This is a genomic window from Brachybacterium vulturis (assembly GCF_002407185.1).
Taxonomy (GTDB): Bacteria; Actinomycetota; Actinomycetes; order Actinomycetales; family Dermabacteraceae; genus Brachybacterium; species Brachybacterium vulturis.
In genome coordinates, this window is sequence record NZ_CP023563.1 from 2,591,634 (window position 1) to 2,611,870 (window position 20,237).

The 20,237-nt window shown below is 65.5% G+C and carries 14 protein-coding genes and 2 pseudogenes; 9 read left to right on the forward strand and 7 right to left on the reverse strand.

Annotation, left to right across the window (positions count from 1 at the left end; all coding sequences use genetic code 11):
- The first annotated feature begins 54 nt into the window (after nucleotides 1–54).
- The 7 genes from CFK38_RS11685 to CFK38_RS11715 all read left to right on the forward strand — a co-directional run bounded on the left by CFK38_RS11685 (nucleotide 55) and on the right by CFK38_RS11715 (nucleotide 8,357).
- On the forward strand, nucleotides 55–1,020 hold the full coding sequence (locus CFK38_RS11685; protein ID WP_096803227.1) for a shikimate dehydrogenase family protein: 966 nt from the start codon (nucleotides 55–57) through the stop codon (nucleotides 1,018–1,020).
- The gene (locus CFK38_RS11690) at nucleotides 1,017–1,952 is read left to right on the forward strand and encodes an NAD(P)-dependent oxidoreductase (RefSeq protein ID WP_096803228.1); all 936 of its coding nucleotides are present in this window, start codon (nucleotides 1,017–1,019) and stop codon (nucleotides 1,950–1,952) included. Before CFK38_RS11685 ends, CFK38_RS11690 begins: the two co-directional genes overlap by 4 nt.
- A 360-nt stretch (nucleotides 1,953–2,312) precedes the next feature.
- Complete coding sequence (locus CFK38_RS11695; protein WP_096803229.1) at nucleotides 2,313–3,074, forward strand: SDR family NAD(P)-dependent oxidoreductase; 762 nt, start codon at nucleotides 2,313–2,315, stop codon at nucleotides 3,072–3,074.
- Nucleotides 3,075–3,663: 589 nt separating this feature from the next.
- Nucleotides 3,664–4,719, forward strand: coding sequence for a sugar ABC transporter substrate-binding protein (locus CFK38_RS11700; protein WP_157773481.1), 1,056 nt, complete (start codon nucleotides 3,664–3,666; stop codon nucleotides 4,717–4,719).
- Between the two features lie 211 nt (nucleotides 4,720–4,930).
- On the forward strand, nucleotides 4,931–5,842 hold the full coding sequence (locus CFK38_RS11705; RefSeq protein ID WP_218192312.1) for an ABC transporter permease: 912 nt from the start codon (nucleotides 4,931–4,933) through the stop codon (nucleotides 5,840–5,842).
- Nucleotides 5,839–7,362 (forward strand): sugar ABC transporter ATP-binding protein, encoded by a 1,524-nt coding sequence (locus CFK38_RS11710; protein WP_096803231.1) that lies wholly within the window; start codon nucleotides 5,839–5,841, stop codon nucleotides 7,360–7,362. Before CFK38_RS11705 ends, CFK38_RS11710 begins: the two co-directional genes overlap by 4 nt.
- Nucleotides 7,362–8,357: an ABC transporter permease gene (locus tag CFK38_RS11715; protein WP_096803232.1), complete on the forward strand. Its 996-nt coding sequence runs from the start codon at nucleotides 7,362–7,364 to the stop codon at nucleotides 8,355–8,357. The genes CFK38_RS11710 and CFK38_RS11715 overlap by 1 nt, the downstream gene beginning before the upstream one ends.
- Before the next feature lie 195 nt (nucleotides 8,358–8,552).
- On the opposite strand, the pseudogene CFK38_RS11720 reads toward CFK38_RS11715, so the two are convergent.
- Nucleotides 8,553–8,777, reverse strand: a pseudogene (locus CFK38_RS11720) (integrase core domain-containing protein); the annotation flags it as partial.
- A 121-nt stretch (nucleotides 8,778–8,898) separates the two neighbouring features.
- Here CFK38_RS11720 and CFK38_RS11725 point away from each other — a divergent pair.
- The gene (locus CFK38_RS11725) at nucleotides 8,899–10,311 is read left to right on the forward strand and encodes an IS1380 family transposase (RefSeq protein WP_096801454.1); all 1,413 of its coding nucleotides are present in this window, start codon (nucleotides 8,899–8,901) and stop codon (nucleotides 10,309–10,311) included.
- 196 nt (nucleotides 10,312–10,507) lie between these two features.
- Here CFK38_RS11725 and CFK38_RS11730 read toward each other — a convergent pair.
- Nucleotides 10,508–10,639: pseudogene (locus CFK38_RS11730) on the reverse strand (IS110 family transposase); the annotation flags it as partial.
- Between the two features lie 561 nt (nucleotides 10,640–11,200).
- The gene (locus CFK38_RS11735; protein WP_245348803.1) at nucleotides 11,201–11,419 is read right to left on the reverse strand and encodes a helix-turn-helix transcriptional regulator; all 219 of its coding nucleotides are present in this window, start codon (nucleotides 11,417–11,419) and stop codon (nucleotides 11,201–11,203) included.
- Between the two features lie 468 nt (nucleotides 11,420–11,887).
- Here CFK38_RS11735 and CFK38_RS11740 point away from each other — a divergent pair, with 468 nt between their 5' ends.
- Nucleotides 11,888–13,003: a site-specific integrase gene (locus tag CFK38_RS11740; protein ID WP_157773482.1), complete on the forward strand. Its 1,116-nt coding sequence runs from the start codon at nucleotides 11,888–11,890 to the stop codon at nucleotides 13,001–13,003.
- Between the two features lie 215 nt (nucleotides 13,004–13,218).
- Here the strand turns inward: CFK38_RS11740 and narI are convergent, their stop codons facing one another.
- Genes narI through CFK38_RS11760 form a run of 4 tightly spaced genes read right to left on the reverse strand, consistent with a single transcriptional unit; the run spans nucleotide 13,219 to nucleotide 20,188 of the window.
- Entirely contained in the window at nucleotides 13,219–13,992 is a 774-nt protein-coding gene (gene narI, locus CFK38_RS11745; RefSeq protein ID WP_096803234.1) for a respiratory nitrate reductase subunit gamma, read from the reverse strand.
- On the reverse strand, nucleotides 13,989–14,783 hold the full coding sequence (narJ, locus tag CFK38_RS11750) for a nitrate reductase molybdenum cofactor assembly chaperone (protein WP_096803235.1): 795 nt from the start codon (nucleotides 14,781–14,783) through the stop codon (nucleotides 13,989–13,991). The genes narI and narJ overlap by 4 nt, the downstream gene beginning before the upstream one ends.
- A complete protein-coding gene (gene narH / locus CFK38_RS11755; protein WP_096803236.1) occupies nucleotides 14,783–16,408 on the reverse strand; it encodes a nitrate reductase subunit beta in 1,626 nt (541 codons plus the stop codon). The genes narJ and narH overlap by 1 nt, the downstream gene beginning before the upstream one ends.
- A 27-nt stretch (nucleotides 16,409–16,435) precedes the next feature.
- Nucleotides 16,436–20,188: a nitrate reductase subunit alpha gene (locus CFK38_RS11760; RefSeq protein WP_096803237.1), complete on the reverse strand. Its 3,753-nt coding sequence runs from the start codon at nucleotides 20,186–20,188 to the stop codon at nucleotides 16,436–16,438.
- Nucleotides 20,189–20,237 lie beyond the last annotated feature (49 nt).

Below are 20,237 nucleotides of genomic sequence, written 5' to 3' on the forward strand. Positions count from 1 at the left end.
AATGCCACGGCGCATGTACGCACGGTGCAGCGCACCAGGACGATAGGGACTGCCATGCCACTCACTTACACCTATGACACTCTTCAGCCTGCGACCAAGCCGACGTTCTACTTCGTCGGTGTGACCACGGGAAAGTCGTCGATCCGCAGAGTCTTTCCCGCTTGGGCTGAGGCACTTGGTCTTGGGGACATCGAGATGGTCGGCATCGACCTCGAGCTGCACGCTCCGCGCGATCACTACCGCACAGTCGTGGAGTTCCTCAAGAAGGACCCGCTCAGCCTCGGCGGACTCGTCACCACTCACAAGATTGACCTCTTCCACGCGGCCGAGGATCTCTTCGACAGCGTCGACCCGTTGGCCGAGCTGATGGGAGAGGTCAGTTGCCTGGCCAAGCGGGACGGCTTGCTTCAGGCAAGTGCGAAGGACCCCTTCTCCTCCGGCCATTCACTCGATGCCTTCATCCCTAACGGCCATTTTGCGAGCACCGAGGCGGAGGTGTTCATCATGGGCGCCGGTGGTTCCGCCATCGCGATCGATTGGCACTTGGGCCAGGAAGGGAAGGGAGCGGACCGCCCCTCCCGCACGGTAGTTTCCAACCGTAGCACTCCGCGGCTAGAGCGGTTCAAGGAGGTCCATGAGCAGGCCGGAATCGAGGTTCCTCTCGAACTCGTCCACACACCGGATCCCGCCGACAACGACGCCGTTCTCGCCGCTCTCTCCCCGGGTAGCGTGGTCATCAACGCCACGGGCCTCGGCAAAGACGCTCCCGGGTCACCTCTCACCGACGCTGCGGTCTTCCCCCAGGGTGCACTGGTGTGGGACCTCAACTACCGCGGCAACCTCATGTTCCTCGACCAGGCGCGGGCTCAGGAGAGTGCTCTTGGCCTCCACGTCGAGGATGGATGGGTGTACTTCCTGCACGGCTGGACGCAGGTGATCAGCGAAGTCTTCCAAGTCGACATCCCCACTTCCGGTCCCACTTTCGACCAGCTGGCCGAGATCGCTGGAGCAACCCGATGAGGGGGCGCGGGAGAATCCTCATCACGCCGCGGTCCCTTACCTCCGCCGGCGTCGACACCGTCGCGGAGCTCGAGCCCTTGCGCCGAGCGCAGTTCGAGTTGGTGGCCGCGCCGGCTGGCGAGGTCCCGGACCCGGCGGAGCTCACGTCACTGCTCTCCACCGGCGAGGTCGTAGGCTGGCTCGCCGGGGTGGAGCGCATTTCTGCAGACGTGCTCGAATCCGCGAGCTCACTTCGCATCATCGCGCGCAATGGGGTCGGTGCAGACAGCATCGATCTCGAGGCTGCCAAGCGCTGTGGCATTGAGGTTCGCACTGCGCCCGGGGCCAACGCTCAAGGCGTGGCTGAGCTTGCCGTCGCCCACGGGCTGTCGTTGCTCCGTAGCATTCCGCAGGGAAACTCTGCTCTCCGCGACGGACGCTGGGACCGTTCCAAGGGCCGCGAGATCGGTGATATCTGCGTCGGCATCGTCGGCTACGGCGCGATCGGCAGACGCGTCGCCGACCTCTTCACGGCCCTGGGCGCCTCCGTCGCGTTCCATGACCCGTTTGCGACCGGCCTTTTTCAGCACGAGTCCGTGAGCGACCTGGACCTGCTCCTCAGCAGATCTGACCTGCTCAGTCTCCATGTACCGCCGTCACCCGACGGTCCCATGCTTGACGCCAAGAGGGTGGGCCTATTGCCCAAGGGGGCGATCGTCGTCAATACGGCGCGCGCAGCTCTTGTCGACCCGATCGCCATGCACCGCGCACTCGATTCCGGTGCGATCAGCGGCTATGCCATCGATGCCTTCGATCAGGAGCCGCCGGAGCTCGACGCTCTGCTGTCCCACCCGCGGACCGTTATGACGCCACACGTCGGCGGGTTCACGGATTCAAGTGTGCGTCGAGCGACGGAAGCTGCGGTCGCCCAACTCCTCGACGTACTCGGGTAGAACACAGCTTGCTGCATCATCTGTTCGGACGTCGAGTTGCTCGGTTCTCGGAGCTCTCTCCTGCTGCCTTCGTAGTCCTAGCTGCATGAAGTCTTGACCTTGTCGCCATTTTCGTTTGCGCGGGGCTTGGAGCTGCTCCGTGTGGGCGACGAGATGGCGGCGACTTCTGCAGTGATGAGCTCGGATGCTGAACGCATCCCGCAGATATTTGGCCCGCACAAGTGGATCAACTCGCGTAGCGCGGAATGCACTCCGCGGCCTCGGCAACAGCGTTGCTGGTCTTGGAGTCACCGCTCGCGTAGTGTTATTGGAGTCACCACCTTACAACCCGCAGTGCTCTAGAATTCACGGAGGAACACCATGAAGAACCCTTTTGACCTCACCGGCCGTACCGCCCTGGTCACAGGCGGCAACCAGGGCCTCGGTAAGGCCTTCGCCCGAAGCCTCGCCGAAGCCGGCGCATCTGTAGTGATCGCGGCCCGCAATGCCGAGCGGAACCGCGCCGTGATGGGCGAGTTCGCCGCGGACGGCATCACCGTGAATGCCATCACAGCGGATATCACCGACGCCGCTGACATCGAACGCATGGTCACCGAGACGATCGAGGCCGCCGACCGGATCGACATCCTCGTCAACAACGCAGGCACCTGCATTCACAATCCCGCCTTCGACGTCACCGAGCAGGAGTGGGATGACGTGTTCAACCTGAATGTGAAGGCCCTGTGGCGCACCACCCGAGCGGTGGGCGAGCACATGGTGAAAATCGGGGGTGGCTCGGTTGTGAACATCGGGTCAATGTCCGGGTTCATCGTCAACCGACCCCAGTGGCAGCCGGCCTACAACGCATCCAAGGCAGCGGTGCATCACCTCACTAAGTCACTCGCAGTGGAATGGGCTCCCCTGAACATCCGCGTGAACGCCGTGGCCCCCGGCTACGTGAAAACCGAGATGTCCCCTGTGGATCAGCCCGAGTTCCAGCGCTACTGGGTCGAGGACACCCCGCAGCAGCGCGTCGCGCTGCCCGAGGAGATCGCTCCCAGCGTCGTATTTCTCGCCAGCGATGCCGCATCATTCATCACCGGCACCGTGCTCTCCGCCGACGGCGGTTACACCGCGGTCTGACCTAGCAGCCAGGCCCGGTGAGGTCCGTGGCGATTCCGCTGCGGTGGGGATCGGCGGGCGGCGCTCCTCTGCATTCCACTATCTGAGCACGGGCGCTGCGGGCGCGCAATCGCGATTATTGCCGAGGTCAGGTCGGGGTGCCCCTGCTGGCGCCCGCGCACGAGCCCGCGCCCCTCGCGCGTCACTAGAGATCGAATTTCTCCGGTATACCGGCCATCCTTTCGACTTCAAATGGCAGCGGCACAAGACCTAGGAACAGTGCCGGACAGTTGGAGGTGCGCCTAAACCGGCTCGCAGACAGTTTCCGTCAGCCAGCACGGAAGCTTGACATCCCCCTGATAGCGAGTAGTATCACTACAAGCTTTTCGCGATGTCGCGAAGAGAAATTCTCGGCGCTCGCCCAACCAGGCTTGAAAGGGTCGGCCAGGGCAGACGCCGGGTGACCGACCCGCCTTCAGGGACTGCCCGATCGGGCAGCGTCCACCCTCGCCCAGCTGGCTGTCTCGCGGACATCCGACAGGCCCCACCAATGACGTTGGAGGTACGAATGCTCTCCCTTCACAACACGCCTAAGTACACTCGCAGGACCGTGTCCGCCGCGATCGCGGCACTCTCGCTCGCGGCATGCTCCTCGACGAGCGGCGGCGGAGATGAGCCGGCAGCCGGCTCCGACGGCGACGTCCAGCTCGTGCTGGCGATCCGATCGCTGTCCAACCCGTACCACGCCAACTGGGTCGAAGGCGCGGAAATCTTCGCTGAATCCATTGGCCAGGAGCTGACCGTCCTCAGTGATGACGGGGATTCCCAGAAGCAACTCTCCCAGATCCGTTCGCTGCTCGCGTCCGGTCAGACCATCGCACTGAATGTCGATCCGAACACCTCATCGGACACCCAAGCGATTGTGCGCGCCGTGGCTGACGCCGGAGGCTACGTCGTGACGCAGTGGAACAAGCCGGACGACCTGATGCCGGCGGATATTGGCGAAAACTGGGTTGCGCACGTCTCCTTCGACGGCATCGAGAGTGGCTACCAGATTGCCACCGCACTGTTCGATGAGATGGGCGGCGAAGGCGGCATCATCGCACTCCAGGGCATCCTCGACAACGTCCCGGCACAGCAGCGCTTTGAAGGTCTGCAGAAGGCGTTGGAAGAGTACCCCGGCATCGAGCTGCTCGATGAGCAGACCGCAGAGTGGGACCGCAACACCGGCTTCGAAGTCACCCAGACCCTGCTGACCAAGCATGGCGAGGAGGTCCAGGGCATCTGGGCGGCCAACGACAACATGGCCCTCGGCGCGCTGGAGGCGATCAAGGCCGCCGGTCGCGGTGGCGGCGAAGTTCCCCTCGTGGGTGTCGACGCCGTCCCCGAGGCTCTGGACGAGATCGAGTCTGGTGAGAACGGATACCTCGCCACCGTGACGACCGATGCCTGGTGGCAGGGTGCGGTGCCGCTGGTACTCGCCTACAGGGCCGCCATCGGCGAGTTTGACGTCGCCGCCGCCACTCCGGAGCAGCGGGCCTTCTACGGTACCCAGTTCCTCGTGACGCAGGAGAACGTCGCCGAGCACATGGCGGCGCCAACGGCCGAAGAGCTCCAGGCCGACATCGACGACCCGTTCCTTCGGATCACGGCACCGATCGAGTAGGCCTGTTCGCTCGACTCAGAGAAATAGTGCCGTCCGCGGCCCGGTCCACCAAACCACGGACGGCACTGACGAAAGGCCAATGATGTCGCAAGGACCACAGGTCCCTAAGAGTCCCGCACCTCCCTCGGAGGCGGCCACTATACAACCGGGACGATCCACCCTAAGGGGCTGGGCTCGCCGGCTGGTCAACATCGGCCCGCCGGTCGCGCTGGTGGCGCTGATCGTGTTGTTCGCCCTGTTGAGCGACCGATTCTTCACCGCCGCGAACCTCGGTGGCATCGCCAACCAGTCGTCGATCCTCCTCGTCATGGCGGTCGGTATGACCTTCGTCATCCTGCTCGGCGGCATCGATCTGTCGACCGAGGGCGTCATGGCGACATCATCGATGGTCGTCGTGCTGCTGGCCGCCAACGATCGCAACGACAACGACTTCGGCATGCTTGCCGTTCTCGCCGGTGCCGGGGTCGGCGCGCTGTTCGGGCTGGTCAACGGGGTGCTGCACACCCGGCTGAAAATCCCCTCGTTCATGGTGACGCTGGGCGTCGGAGCGATCGGCACGGGTATCGCCACCGTGCTCTTCGCCGGCCGAGCCCCGCAGTTGCTTGACGAAGGAGTGCGTAGCTGGGGCCTGGGCCAGTGGCTCGGGGTCTCCAAGCTCGTCTTTATCGCGCTGCTGGTCGTCCTCATCGGCTACGGGATCCAACGTTTCACCCGGGCAGGGCGCTACGCCTACGTCATCGGCGGCGACGAGTCCATTGCGCGGCTGTCAGGCATCTCCATCCCCAAGTACAAGACGCTGGCCTTTGTCATCTCCGGATCAACCGCCGGGCTCGGCGGGGCCATGGCCTCGATGCGCCTCGGTGTGGGAGACGTCCAGATCGGCGCCGGCCAGATGTTCGCCACCATCACCGCCGTGGTCATCGGCGGCACCCTGCTCGCCGGCGGTCGCGGCGGCGTGCTGCAAACCGTTATCGGTGCACTGATCATCGCCACGCTGGCCAACGGACTCATCCTCGTCGGCGTGCCACCGTACATACAGGTATCGCTGCAAGGTGCCATCATCGTCGTCGCGGTCGCCGGCACCGGTTGGCACCTGCGCAACAGGACAAGGGTCATTAAATGAGCCAGCCCGTGATTTCTCTCGAGAACGTGTCCAAGCGTTTCCCCGGCGTCCTCGCGATGGACTCAGTGAGCATGGAGCTCCGGCCGCATGAGGTCGTCGGCCTTATTGGCGAGAACGGTGCCGGGAAGTCCACCTTGTTGAAGATCCTCTCCGGCGTCTACCAACCGGATGAGGGAGTCATGAAGCTGGGCGGCGACCCGATCCGGCTACGTACCCCGCGTGCGGCAGCCGACGCCGGTATCGGGATGGTCCACCAGGAACAGTCGCTCATCGGGACGGTTTCCGTCGCAGAGAACATCCTGCTCGGTTCCGAGGGCTCGTCGGTGCGCGCCGGCATCTACCGCTGGGGCGAGATCAACCGGCGTGCCCAGCGACAGCTGGACAAGATCCAGTCCTCGATCAAGCCGACCGATAAGACCGAGTCGCTCACCTTCGCCCAGCGTCAGCTTGTCGAGCTCGCCAAGGCGCTGGGCGTGGAGGAACGCTCAGACAATGAGCCGGTGATCATCCTCGACGAACCGACCTCGGTGCTCGACGGCGACGATCTCGAGACGCTGTTCGAACAGGTCGAGCGACTGCGCTCAATCGCCTCGGTCGTCTTTGTCTCCCACCGCCTAGACGAGGTGCTGCGCGTCTCGGACCGCGTCTACGTCATGAAGGACGGCAAGGTCGTGGCCGAACGGGACCCCAAGACAGTCCACGTCGACGAGCTCTACAGGCTGATGGTCGGGCGCGAGTCCAGCGGTGGCTACTACCGCGAGGACGAGCAGCTGGCGATCACCGAGGACGCCCCCGTGGTGCTCGAGATAAACGCGCTCAACCGCGACAATTCTTTCCGCGACATCAACCTCAAGGTGCGTGCTGGTGAAGTCCTCGGCCTCACCGGCGTGGTCGGCTCTGGTCGCGAAGGCCTGTGCCGCAGTCTCTTCGGCGCCGAACACTTCGACTCGGGGGAGGTCCTGCTCAACAACTCCCGGGTGCACTTCAGCTCGCCGCCGGACGCCGTCGACGTCGGTATCGGCTACGTCCCCGCCGAGCGGCGCACCGAAGGTGTGGCGATGGGATTGTCCGTCGAACAAAACATCGTGCTGGCCGACCCAAGCACCGTGAGCACCGCAGGCGTCGTCGTGCCCTCGCGACGTTCGGCGCTGGTCGCCGAGTGGACCGACCGGCTGAAGATCAAAACGCCGACGCCACACGTCGATGTCGCCAACCTCAGTGGTGGCAACCAGCAGAAGGTCGTTCTGGCTAAGTGGCTGAGCTCGCCGAAGCTCAAGGTGCTCATACTCGACCACCCGACTCGAGGGCTCGATGTCGGGGCGAAGGAGGATGTGTTCACGTTCGTCCGCGAGGCGTGCGCCGAGGGCCTGGCGATCGTCCTCCTCGCCGACACGCTGGAGGAAACCATTGCGCTGAGCCACCACGTCGTGGTGTTCCGCGATGGTGCAATCACCGCCGAGTTCCCCGCGGGCCCCGGCAACAAACCGACCCAGATTCAACTTGTGGAGGCGATGGTCTGATGGCTCAGACGGAGGTGGAGGTTGCGACGCCTGAACGTCGCGTCGGCCGAGCACTCGTATCCAGAAGCACGGTCGTCACCGCATTGCCACTGATCATGCTGATCGGGCTCGTGCTGGCGGTGAGCCTGCGCGAGCCTACGTTCCTCAGCGGCACCAGCTTGCGCACGCTGGCCGAGAGCTCGGTACCGATCATCCTGCTCGCACTCGGGCAGATGTTCGTCATCCTCACCGGTGGCATCGACCTCTCGCTCGCGGTACTCGCCTCGCTCGGCACCATTTTGCTGGCATCGTGGATCGATCCCCTAGGGATGGTCGGCATCATCCTCATGATCGCGTGCATCACCGGCGCAGGCCTCCTCAACGGTTTCATCGCCGCGTACGCGCAGATCCCGTCCTTCGTCGTGACTCTTGGCGCGATGGGCCTGTGGTCGGGGGTAGCACTGGGCATCTCGGGCGCCTCGACCGTCTCGATCGGCGAGAACTACCCGCTTATCGGTTGGCTGACTGGCACGCGGTTCGTCGGGGTGGCAATGAGCTTCTGGATGACAATGTTCGTCGTGGTCGTCGTATTGGTGCTCATGTCGTTCCTGGCGCGCGGCAATTCGCTACACACCATCGGGCTCGCCGAACGTGCGGCTTTCATGTCGGGGGTCCGAACCCGCCGAGCACGGATCATTGCCTTCGGCACCGCGGGGTTCTTCTCGGCGCTGGCTGCGATTGTGTTGTCCTCATCCCAGTACAGCGGTGCCCCGACCCTTGCTGACGCGCTTCTGCTGCCCGCGATCGCTGCTGTCATCGTCGGTGGCACGGCGATCACCGGCGGTATCGGTGGCCCACTTCGAACTGTCGTGGGTGCGCTGATCATCGGCGTGCTGCGGGTGGGGATGAGCATCCTGGGCGTCCCGCCGGCCTACGAGCAGATCGTGTATGGCGCGCTTATCGTGATCGCGGTGGCGCTTTCGATGGACCGGTCACGAGCCCGCGTCGTCAAATGAACGCACCCGAGCGGGCCTCGCGGCCAAGCACGGCGCCGAAATATCGTCCCCATTCCTAGATGGAATTTCTCACCGGAACGTAGTGTGCTCGGAGCGCCAAAAACGGAATGAACCGGATGTAAGCATTCCTGTAGGCCAACCACGGGGCTGGCCTCCACGAACACTCACGACTGAAGCATCCCAGGTTCTCTGCCGCTACTTTGCAGGTTCGGGCTCTCGGGTGAGGGCCTCGTAGCGGAGCGTCTCGAACTCTATCGGGGTGAGCATCCCGAGGCAGCCGTGGAGGCGCCTGTTGTTGTACCAGTCGACCCAGCCAGCGGTCGCGAACTCGACGTCCGCGAGCGTCCTGAACGGCCCGCCGTGGAAGATGGTGGTGCGGATGCATTCGGTCTTGTACAGGCCGTTCACGCTCTCCATTAGCCTCGGTATTTCATGGTGGTGTGGTCCCGACCGGCGGACGGCATAGAGAAAGGTGCTCCTGACCTGGAATGATACGGGGTGTTGAAGCTCGTATCGATCTGGCGGAAGGAGCACCTTTCAGGTGTCCCACCCTACCTTGTTCTTCTACCCCCGACCGCGAGTGGACATCGCCGAGGTCCCGGCGGTGTCGCATGCCGGCGCGGTGCTACTGACCGACACGATCGGTGCCACCGGCCTCGCCCGCTCGCTGCGCGAAGCACTGGATCCGTGGACGAAACCGCTGGCAGAGCACCACGCGGCGAAGGTCTTGCTGGACCTGGCGATGACTCTCGCGGTGGGCGGGGAGGTCGCCTCGGATACCGATCTGCTGCGGTGCGAGCCGGGAGTGTTCGGTGACGTCGCCTCGGCTCCGACGATCTCCCGCATACTCACCGCGCTCGCCCAGGACGCTCCTGCCGTGATCGAAGCGATCTCCCAGGCCCGCCGGGTTGCGCGAGAGCGGGCATGGGTCCTGGCCGGCGACCATTCCCCGGCTGCGGCGGCCAGCGCAAAGAAGCCGCTGGTCATCGACCTCGACGCCACCTTGATCACCGCCCACAGCGAGAAGGAGCAGGCCGCACCCAACTTCAAACGTGGCTACGGCTTTCACCCCCTGTGCGCGTTCCTGGACCACGGCAGCGACGGGACCGGGGAGCCGTTGGCGATCCAGCTCCGTCCCGGCAACGCCGGGTCCAACACGGCTGCCGATCACATCACCGTCACCCGTCAGGCTCTCGCTCAGCTGCCTGCGGGCCCGCTTGTCCGGGGTGGGCAGGGATCGAAGAAGGTCCTGATCCGCACCGATGGAGCCGGCGGCACCAAGGACTTCCTCCAGTGGCTGACCAGACGGCGGCTGGCTTACTCCGTCGGGTTCACCCTCCCCGCAAACACGCCTGACCTGCTGAAACGCATCGACGAGGCCGCGGCGTGGACCCCCGCCTATGACAGTGACGACGATGGCGTCCGCGATGGGGCATTCGTGGCGGAGCTGACCGGACTGCTGGACCTGACCGGCTGGCCTGCGGGGATGCGGGTGATCGTGCGGAAGGAGCGCCCCCACCCCGGAGCGCAGCTGCGGATCACCGACCACGAAGGAATGCGGATCACCGCGTTCGCGACCAACACCCCGCGCGGCCAGCTGCCGACCCTGGAGCTGAGACACCGTCGCCGAGCGCGCTGCGAAGATCGGATCCGTAACGCCAAGGACATGGGCCTTGAGAAGTTCCCGCTGCAGGGATTCGCGCAGAACCAGATCTGGTGCCAGATCATCCAGCTCGCCTCCGAGCTGGTCGCCTGGATGCAGACCATCGCGCTGACCAGTACTGATGCGAGGAAGTGGGAGCCCAAACGACTTCGCGCGCGGCTGTTCGAGGTCCCCGCGATCCTCGTGCGCCGTGCCCGGCGCAAGATCCTCCACCTCGCCCAGCACGCTCCCGAAGCCATTAAGGTCCTGACCGGCGTCAACCGGCTCCGCACCGCCGTCGCGCAGACCTGACCAGGCGGCTCCACCTGTCCCTACGGCCCCCAGCACCTTCTCGGGAGTGGAACCCGACCGCCCGCAACGGACACTGCGACAATCTGTCACACCCAGATGCCAGAATCAGCAGCTGAGCATCGGCAACGACGCCGACCGCCCCCGCTCACCAACCCGATGAAACATCGAGGTTAGGGCGTTGACGCTCCTATAGTTGTCAACTCGCGATTTCGCCGGTTCTGGGGTTGATCTTGATGAGGTGGTAGACCTCGCGAATGACGTAGCGCTTCAGGCAGCGGATGATGTCGCGTTTGCTTTTGCCTTCGGCGGTTCCGCGGGCGACGTAGGCGAATCATGCGGCGTATTGAAGCGGTAGTAAGGGGCGCGGCTCTTCGACTGGGTGCAGTGCCGTTGGCTCGCCCCACCGATCGTAGGGCGAGGCGGACACCATGGTGAGCCGTGGCGTCTTCAAGCCCGCCGTCGCGATGCGCGGCAGAAATCGCTGCAACATCTCGGGAGATCGTTGCATGGGACACGGTATTCGAGCGGTAGGCGATGAAGGCCGCGATCACTTCGGGTGAGGCCGGGAAGCTGCGGTATCCGCGCTCGCGGCACCACGTGGTGAAAGTGCGGATGGCGGAGGCGTAAGAGCGGCGCGTCTCTGCGGACCGACTGGATGTCAGGAGGTCCCCGACGCTCTGGACGTCCTCGGGGCTGATCGCAGGGATATGCGAGGACGTGGTGTCGAGCTCTGCACCCATGGCATCTCCCTCTGAGTCCTCGGGCCGGAGCGAGCAGTGCACGCATCCTGCCCCTTGGCCCCACACGACTCAGGCCTTCATCGATCAGTGCCGCCGGGACGTCCAAGGAGGTCCGGTTCGCCACTGAGTACCGGCCCGACGCGTGGCGATCAGCCGACGGCGTCATGCTCCTGCTCTGCGATCCAGTCGTTGACGCTTGAGGCACGGTACCTGACGCGCCCACCGACCTTGAAGTTGGTGGGGCCGATCCCGAGGCTCCGCCAATTCGCGAGTGTGCCTGCGGAGAGCCCGAGTATCTCTCCCACTTCGCGGGCGGTGAGCAGGTCGTCGATCGTCGCGCCTTCGCGGGGCTGTGTCTTGCGGGGCATCATGTCCTCCGGATCTGACTGGGGCCGCGACTCGGCCCCTCGTGCTCACATCAGTGGGCGGGGGCGAGGACTCACGGGACATGTCGCGGAGGTAACGGCGGGCACAGCCGGGAGCATGGTGCTTAACGCGAAGTCCTCCTGGTTCAGGCTGCTCCAGACCCCTGCGGGGTGCCATGTGACGGGATGGAGTTGCCTCCCTGTGGGCGGACGGTTGGTCTCCTCGTCAGCGGACAGTTCATCTCCCTGCTCGCGGACTACTGATCTCCCGGCGGGGTCAGTACAGGGGAACTACGCCGACGACGATCGCGGCTTAGGCTGATGTGGACGACGAGAGGAGATCGGAGCATGTCCCGAGCCGCGACCACCAGGTTGGAACCCGGGGAACACAGCATCGACAGGGCTCAGGTATTCCCGTACCGCGACGGTTTCGCTTTGCGATGGTCGATTCGGCTTCATAGCGGACGGCTCATGCGCCCGCTCACCCAGGGGCCGGCGAAGGGCAAGGTCAGGGCTCGAGCGAGGGCGAGGGCTGCAGACCTATTGAGTGGTTCCGGCGACGGTGGATGGAAGGGCACCAGCAAGACCCTCGACTACCTGGACACGGTCACCCTCCCGGCTATTCGTGCCGAGCGTCTCGCCGACAGCACCACGAGACGTTACGAACTGGCCTACCGGCTACTGCGCGGCGAGTGCGAAGACGAGACATGCAAGCACGCCCATGCGTTGGCCGGTCTCTCGCTGCGAGAGGCGATGCGGCCCCGGGCCCTGACCTCGTGCCTGGAGGAGATCGGGAGACTGCACGGTGCGGTCAACGCGAAGCATGCCAAGACGGTCGCGAAGAAGTACCTGGCGGCGCCGCTGCGCGTGGACGAGGTAATCGAGTACAACCCCCTCATGGATCTGGACCTCGACCTGTCCGGGGCCAAGAAGCCGGCATACTCGCGGGGCGGGCGGGCGCTGACCGCAGAGCAGTACCGCGCGGCCATCGAGTACCTACTCGCCGCCGACCCGGAGGATGTGGAAGCGCCGAAGCGCGGACGGTGGACGCGGGAGCAACGGGTGATCGAGCGGGCCGCATGCATCGACATCGTGCTTGCGCAAGCTACGACGGGGCTGCGCACTTCCGAGCTGTGCATGAGGCCCACGGAGGACTGCCACGCGGACGCCTCCGGCACCTTCATCGTCGAACTGCCCCCGGATGCCACGAAGACGCGTACGGGCCGTCCAGTACCTGTCCTTGCTCCCGCGGTCAGTAAGCGTCTCGCGACGCGGCTGGATTCTGGGAGTCCGTGGCTCTTCCCTTCGCCGACCGACCAAGCGAAGGTATGGGACCCCCGCAACCGTGATCGGAAGCTCGCGGCGCTCTACCGAGAGCTCGCCGAGCAGCTCCACATCGAGATGTTCGAGTACGAGCGGGGGCACTCCTGGCGCACCACGAACAACACGCTGCTGTACGACGTGCTTCCCGAGGCGACCCGCACCCGGCTCTTCGGCCACACGGCGGCGGTCAACCGGCAGCGGTACACGGCCGTGACGAGCACCGAGGCTGTGGTCTCTGCGGCGGCCGGAATCTTCGAGAAGTGACCGCTAAGGTGACCGCAAGAGGCGGGATTTGGCGGTCACACCCAGGAATCTCCGTGAAGTTCTCGAGCGCGCAAAACCGTCAACTGCCTGCGCGTTCTCCGTACTACCAGGGCATCTACCCTTGATTGGCACAGAGTCAGGGGGTCGCAGGTTCAAATCCTGTCAGCCCGACCATCGGCCTGGGCCGTGTCATCGTTTCCGGACGATGGCGCGGCTCAGGTCTTTTTTCGTCGCCCTGCCGCCGCAGGCCCCGGCACCTCGGGGATGTCGCTCTTCGCCCAACCCGGACGCGGCTTCCGCTCGGAGTCATCCCGGGAGCGATACAGGATGTACGGGCGGTTCAGGTAGCCGAACGGGATGGTGAACGCGTGGACCAGACGGCTGAAGGGCCAGATCGCGAACAGCACCAGCGCCATCAGCACATGCAGCTGGAAGAACAACGGCGCCGCTGCCATCAGGGAGGGATCCGGATTCAGGGTCCAGAAGTTCCGGAACCAGATCGACAGCCCCTCCCGATAGTTGTACGAGCTCTGGAGGTTGAACAGGGTCGCCAGGATCCCCAGCAGGATGGAGAGCCCCAGCAGGCCGAACATGATCTTGTCGCCGAACGGGGTCACGGTCTTCACGCGGTCGTTGGTGGTGCGTCGCCAGGCGAGGATCATGATGCCCCCGGCGGCGACCGCCGAGGCGACGATCCCCATGCCGAAAGCTCCCCAGTGGTACATCGACTCGGTGATGCCGATCGCGTCGGTCCACCGCTGCGGGATCAGCAGCCCCATCAGATGCCCGAAGAAGACGGCGATGATGCCGTAGTGGAACAGGGGCGAGCCGAACCGGAGCAGCTTGGACTCGTAGAGCTGACTGGACCGGCTGGTGACCGTGTACTGGTCCGTGCGGAAGCGCCACACGTGCCCGAGGATGAAGATCGCCAGCACGAAGTAGGGCAGGACCGTCCAGAGCAGGATGTCCAGCGTCGTGTCCTCACTCATCGTCGGGGGCCTTTCGTCAGTTCGATCGGGACGGCGCCTGCGGTAGCCTCGTGATCGCAGGAGGACGGGGCGGCCATGGTGTGGGCGGCGACCGCGGCGGCGTCCTCGTCCTGCCCGTAGCCGTCGAGCCCGACGGTCTCGTCATCGGGTCCTTCGGCCGCGAGACGCATCACGGCCTCGCGGTCCTCCACGTCCAGCGGAGGCAGCGTCTCCGAGATCGCGTCGAGGACGCCGTGCCAGGGCGAGTCGATCTCCTGCAGGTGAATCCGCAGCAGCTCCAGGCCGGGCCGGTTGGTGCGCAGGATCTTCGCTCCCCGCTCCGCGTCGTACCCGGCGGCGAACTCGAGCACGGTGGGCAGATGATCGGGCAGCTCGTTGCTCCCGACCTCGGCCCCCGCGGCACGGAAGTCCTGCTTGATCCGCACCAGGGCCATGCCTCGGCGCCGCGTGTCCCCCTGGCTGAAGTACGTCAGGTACAGGCACCCGCGGCGACGGGTGTCGAAGGTGTCGACATAGCGGGACTGCAGCTCGCCCAGCGGAAGCGTTCCGATCGCATCGAGGCCGGCGAGCAGGCCGGACCCCGTCTGCTCGGGCAGATCCTCGGCGAGCCGGCGGATCACGTCGACCTTTCCGAGCAGGTCGGCGTCGGGGTACCCGAGCAGCCAGGAGGCACAGATCCAGGTGGCCCGCAGCTCTGCGTCGGACAGGCCGGAGGCATGCAGAGGATCTTGCTTCTGTGCCAAGGGCACCTCGGCGCCTCGGCGCTCGAGCAGGCGGGAGAGCAGTCCCATCAGGCACCCCCGGCGGTCGGTTCGGGGAACAGTCCCTGCGGAAGGCCCTTGCCATCCCAGTTCAGCAGGTTGACCCGTCCTTCGCCAGGACTCGGCACGTTGCCCTCCTCGCGCTTGCTCGCATATCCGGGCCCGGCCATGCCCGCGCCCTCGGCCTCCGCCGCCATCCCGGGCCCTCCCTCGCTGTTCAGAGGGCAGTCGGTGCCGACGCCCTCCAGGTTGTGGGCGGACTCGCCGTGGCCTCGCGGGATGACATAGCGCTCGTCGTACTTGGCGATCGCGAGCAGTCGATACATGTCCCGCATCGTCTCGCCCGTCATGGCGACGGCGTTGGCGATGCCCTCCTTGGGCTCCCTGCCGAGGTCCACATCGCGCATATAAGAGCGCATCGCGGCCATGCGGTAGAGCACTCGCTCCACGGTCGGGACATCACCGGCGGTGAAGAGGTTCGCCAGATATTCGACCGGGATCCGCAAGGTGTCGATCGCTGCGAACAGATTGTCGGCGTCCTCGGCGTCGAAGCCGCTGTCGGCCACGGAATCCACCACCGGCGACAGCGGCGGGATGTACCAGACCATCGGCAGAGTGCGGTACTCCGGGTGCAGGGGCAGCGCGACCTCGTACTCCTTGATCAGCGTGAAGATCGGGGAGTTCTGCGCAGCCAGGATCCAGTCGTAGGAGATGCCGCCCTTCTCGGCCGCCGCGATCACCTCCGGGTCGTGCGGGTCGAGGATCAGGTCCTTCTGCGCCTCGTAGAGGTCTTTCTCATCGGGCGTCGATGCCGCGTCGGTGACGCGGTCGGCGTCGTAGAGGACGAGGCCGATGTAGCGCAGACGGCCGACGCAGGTCTCGGCGCAGATGGTCGGCTCCCCGAGCTCGAGCCGGGGATAGCAGAAGGTGCACTTCTCGGCCTTGCCGGTCTTGTGATTGAAATAGACCTTCTTGTACGGGCACCCGGAGACGCACATGCGCCATCCGCGGCAGTCGTCCTGATCGACCAGCACGACGCCGTCCTCGCTGCGCTTGTAGATGGCACCCGACGGGCAGGCGGCCACACAGGTGGGATTCATGCAGTGCTCGCAGATCCGCGGCAGATAGAACATGAAGGTCTGGTCGAACTCGAGCTGGACCTTCTCCTCGATCCCCCGGATCATGGGGTCCTTGTCCTTGTTCGCGTACGTGCCACCGAGGTCGTCGTCCCAGTTGCCCGACCATTGGATATCGATGGGCTTGCCGGTGAGCTGGGATTTCGGTGGTGCCGTGGGGATGTTCTGCTGGGCCGGGGCGTTCAGCAGGTTGTCGTACTCGTAGGTCCACGGCTCGTAGTAGTCGTCGAGGTCCGGCAGCAGCGGGTTCGCGAACAGGGTCAGCAGCTTCTTGAGCCGGCCGCCGCCCTTCTGGCGGAGCTTGCCGCGCTTGTCCAGCTCCCAGCCGCCCTTCCATTTCTCCTGGTCCTCGTAGCCGCGGGGATATCCCTGCCCGGGCCGCGTCTCGACGTTGTTGAACCACATGTATTCGGTGCCATCACGGTTGGTCCATGCCTGCTTGCAGGTCACGGAACAGGTATGGCAGCCGATGCACTTGTCCAGGTTCATCACCATGGACATCTGGGCCATGACGCGCATATTGCTCCTCCTCCTGTTCTGCGGTGCTCAGTACTCGACAGGGACGGTGCGTCTGCGGATCACGGTGACCTCGTCCCGCTGCGTCCCGGATGGACCGATGTAGTTGAAGCCGTAGGAGAGCTGGGCGTACCCGCCGATCAGGTGCGACGGCTTCAGCATCAGCCGGGTCAGCGAGTTGTGGATGCCGCCGCGCTTCCCGTCCCGCTCGGTCAGCGGTACGCCGATGATCCGCTCCGGGGCGTGGTACATGAACGCGGTGCCCTGCGGCATCCGATGGCTGACGATCGCACGTGCCGCGACGACGCCGTTGCGGTTGACCGCCTCGATCCAGTCGTTGTCGGCGATCCCCACCGCCTCGGCGTCCTCGACGCTCATCCAGATGGTCTGCCCACCGCGGGACAGGTTCGTCATCGGCGAGGTCTCGACGTAGGTCGTGTGGATCGACCACTTGCTGTGAGGGGTCAGGAACCGCACGCTGATCCCGGGCGAGGCACCGTCGTGCGTGGTCTCCCCGATGCCCACCTCCCCGAACAGTGCCGTCATGCTCAGCGGCGGGCGGAACACGGGCATCGCCTCACCGGTCTCCAGCATCCAGTCGTGATCGAGGTAGAAGTGCTGCCGCCCGGTCAGCGTGTGCCAGGGCTTCATCCGCTCGACGTTGATGGTGAACGGGCTGTAGCGACGCCCTCCCGATTCCGATCCCGACCACTCCGGGCTGGTGATCACCGGCTGCGGAGAGGCCTGGGTGTCCGAGAACTCGATGGTCCTGCCCTCGGCCTCGGCCGAGAGATCGTGCAGCCGGGTTCCCGTGCGCTCCTCCAGAGTCTTGAACCCCTCGGTCGCCATCTTCCCGTTCGTGGTGCCGGACAGCGCGAGGATGAACTCTGCGGCCTGCCGGTCGGTGCGCAGCAGCGGCTGCCCTGCTCCGACCCCGGAGCGTGCCGTCCCGTTGAGCCCGCGCAGGCGCTCGACATGCTCGGTGACATCGAAGGTGAGCCCCTTGGTGGTCATCCCCAGCGTCTCCAGCAGCGGGCCGGCGGAGGTGAACTTCTCATGGATCGCCGCATAGTCGCGCTCCACCTCCATGAAGTTCGGCATGGTCCTGCCCGGCACAGGATCGCACTCGCCCGCCTTCCAGTCCCGCACGCGACCGTGAGGGGTCGCCAGCTCGCCGGGCGAATCGTGCTGCATCGGGTGGGCGACCACATCGGTCCGGGTCCCCAGGTGCTCCACCGCCAGCTCGCTGAACTTCTTCGCGATCGTCTCCCAGGCCTGCCAGTCGGTGCGCGCCTCCCAGGGGTTCTCGATCGCCGGGCTGAAGGAGTTGACGTAGGGGTGCATGTCCGTGGTGGACAGGTCATGCTTCTCGTACCAGGTCGATGCTGGCAGGATCACGTCGGAGTGCAGGGTGTGCGTGGTCATCCGGAAGTCCAGCGTCAGCATCAGATCGATCTTGCCGGCGGGCGAGTCCTCCCGCCACCGCACGTCCCGGGGCCGGAACTCCTCCGGGGTCTCCTCGACGTCAAGGGCGTCATCCGTGCCGATCACGTGCCGGAAGAAGTACTGCTCCCCCTTCGCCGAGGAGCCGAGGGTGTTCGCGCGCCAGACCGACCAGATGCGCGGATAGTTGTGCGGCGCATCAGGATCCTCGGCCGCGAAGTTGATCTCTCCCTTCTGCAGCGCGTCGACCAGGTACGGCACCGTCTCCTGCCCCGCTGCGGCGGCACGGCCGGCGACCTCGAGGGGGTTGATGTCGAACTGGGGATAGAACGGCTGCCAGCCGAGCCGCTGGCTGAGCGCGATCGTGTCGGCGATCGAGGTGCCCGCGAAGCGTCCGGTGCCCGTCGTCGCGGCGAAGGTGTCGGTCCCGAACTGGTCATAGCGCCACTGGCCGGAGTGGATGTACCAGTACGGGGTCTGTGTCGCCTGGCGCGGCGGGCGCGACCAGTCCAGGGCCATCGCCAGGTGGGTGAATCCGGTGAGCGGACGCACCTTCTCCTGCCCGACGTAATGGGCCCAGCCGCCGCCGTTGACGCCCTGGGTGCCGCACAGCATCGTCAGCGTCAGGAAGGTGCGGTAGATGGTGTCGGAATGGAACCAGTGGTTCGTGCCCGAGCCCATGATGATCATGGAGCGGCCGCCGGAGTCGATCGCGTTCTGGGCGAACTCGCGACCGATCTTCGCCGCCGTCCCGGCGGGGACGCCGGTGACGGTCTCCTGCCAGGCCGGGGTGCACAGGGCCTCGGCATCGTCGTAGCCGGACGCCCACTGACCCGGCAGGCCGTCGCGGCCGACGTTGTACTGCGCCAGCATCAGGTCGTAGACGGTGGTGACCAGACGGTCGCCGTAGCGGCGCACCGGGACGCCGCGGACCGCATCACCGCGGCCCTCGACGCCGGGGGTGTCGAAGCGCGGCACGAGGACCTCGACCACGTCCTCGTGCCGTCCCAGCATGGTCAGCGCCGGCTCGATGTCTCCGAGCTCGAGGTTCCACGTCCCGAGGCCCTCGTCGTTGTAGCGGTGGCCGACGGTGCCGTTGGGGACCACTGGCGCATCGGTGACCGTGTCCAGCATCATGGGTTTGAAGTCGGCGTCCGCGCTGGTGTGCACGGAGCCCGCGCCGATGTCGTCGTCGGCGGCGACGACGAACTTGCCGGGCACCAGCGAGCCGTCCTCGCGCCGATCCAGCGCCACCAGGAAGGGAAGGTCCGTGTAGTGCTTGACGTAGTTGTCGAAGTACGGCGTGGTCCGCTCCACGAAGAACTCGCGCAGGATCGTATGACCCATGCCGATCGCGAGTGCGGCGTCGGTGCCGGGATGCGGGGCCAGCCACTGGTCGGCGAACTTCACCGACTCGGCGTAATCGGGCGCGACCGAGATGACCTTCTGACCGTGGTAGCGGGCCTCGATCATGTAGTGGGCGTCCGGGGTGCGGGTCTGGGGGACGTTGGAGCCCCACATGATCAGGTATGAGGAGTTCCACCAGTCTCCCGATTCCGGCACGTCGGTCTGGTCACCCATCACCTGCGGCGAGGCCAGGGGCATATCGGCATACCAGTCATAGAAGCTCAGCATCGGAGCGCCGATGAGCTGGTGGAACCGGGAACCGGACGCGAATGATCCCTGGCTCATCGCCGGGATCGGGGAGAACCCGGCGATCCGGTCCGGACCGTACTCCTTGATGGTGTGCACATGGGCTGCGGCGATCAGCTCGACGGCCTCGTCCCATGAGGCCCGGATCAGGCCCCCCTTGCCCCGCTGGGACTTGTATCGGCGTGCCTTCTCCGGGTCGTCCACGATCGACTGCCAGGCCAGCACCGGGTCACGGCCCGGCGCAGCCTCCTTGGCCTCGCGGAACATCTGCATCAGCTCCGCGCGCACATACGGATAGCGCACCCGGGTCGGGGAGTACGTGTACCAGCTGAAGGAGGCGCCTCTCGGGCAGCCGCGCGGCTCGTACTCCGGCATGTCGGTGCCCACCGAGGGGTAGTCCGTGGCCTGCGCCTCCCAGGTGATCACGCCGTCCTTGACGAACACCCGCCACGAACAGGACCCGGTGCAGTTCACGCCGTGGGTCGAGCGCACCACCTTGTCGTGGGACCAGCGCTCCCGATAGAACGAGTCGGCGGTGCGTCCCCCCTGCTTGTGGAGCTCGCGATTGTCCTCGGACATCCTCCCGCTGGGGGTGACCAGCCTCCGGCTCCCGATCAGGGCATCGATCAGGGAGTCGTCGATCTTCCCGCCTCGCGGTCGATCTCGAGATGCGTCCTGGGCGTTCATGCGGCTCCCTTCGTCGCGAATCCCGAGACGGTGGGATCGGTGCCCGATG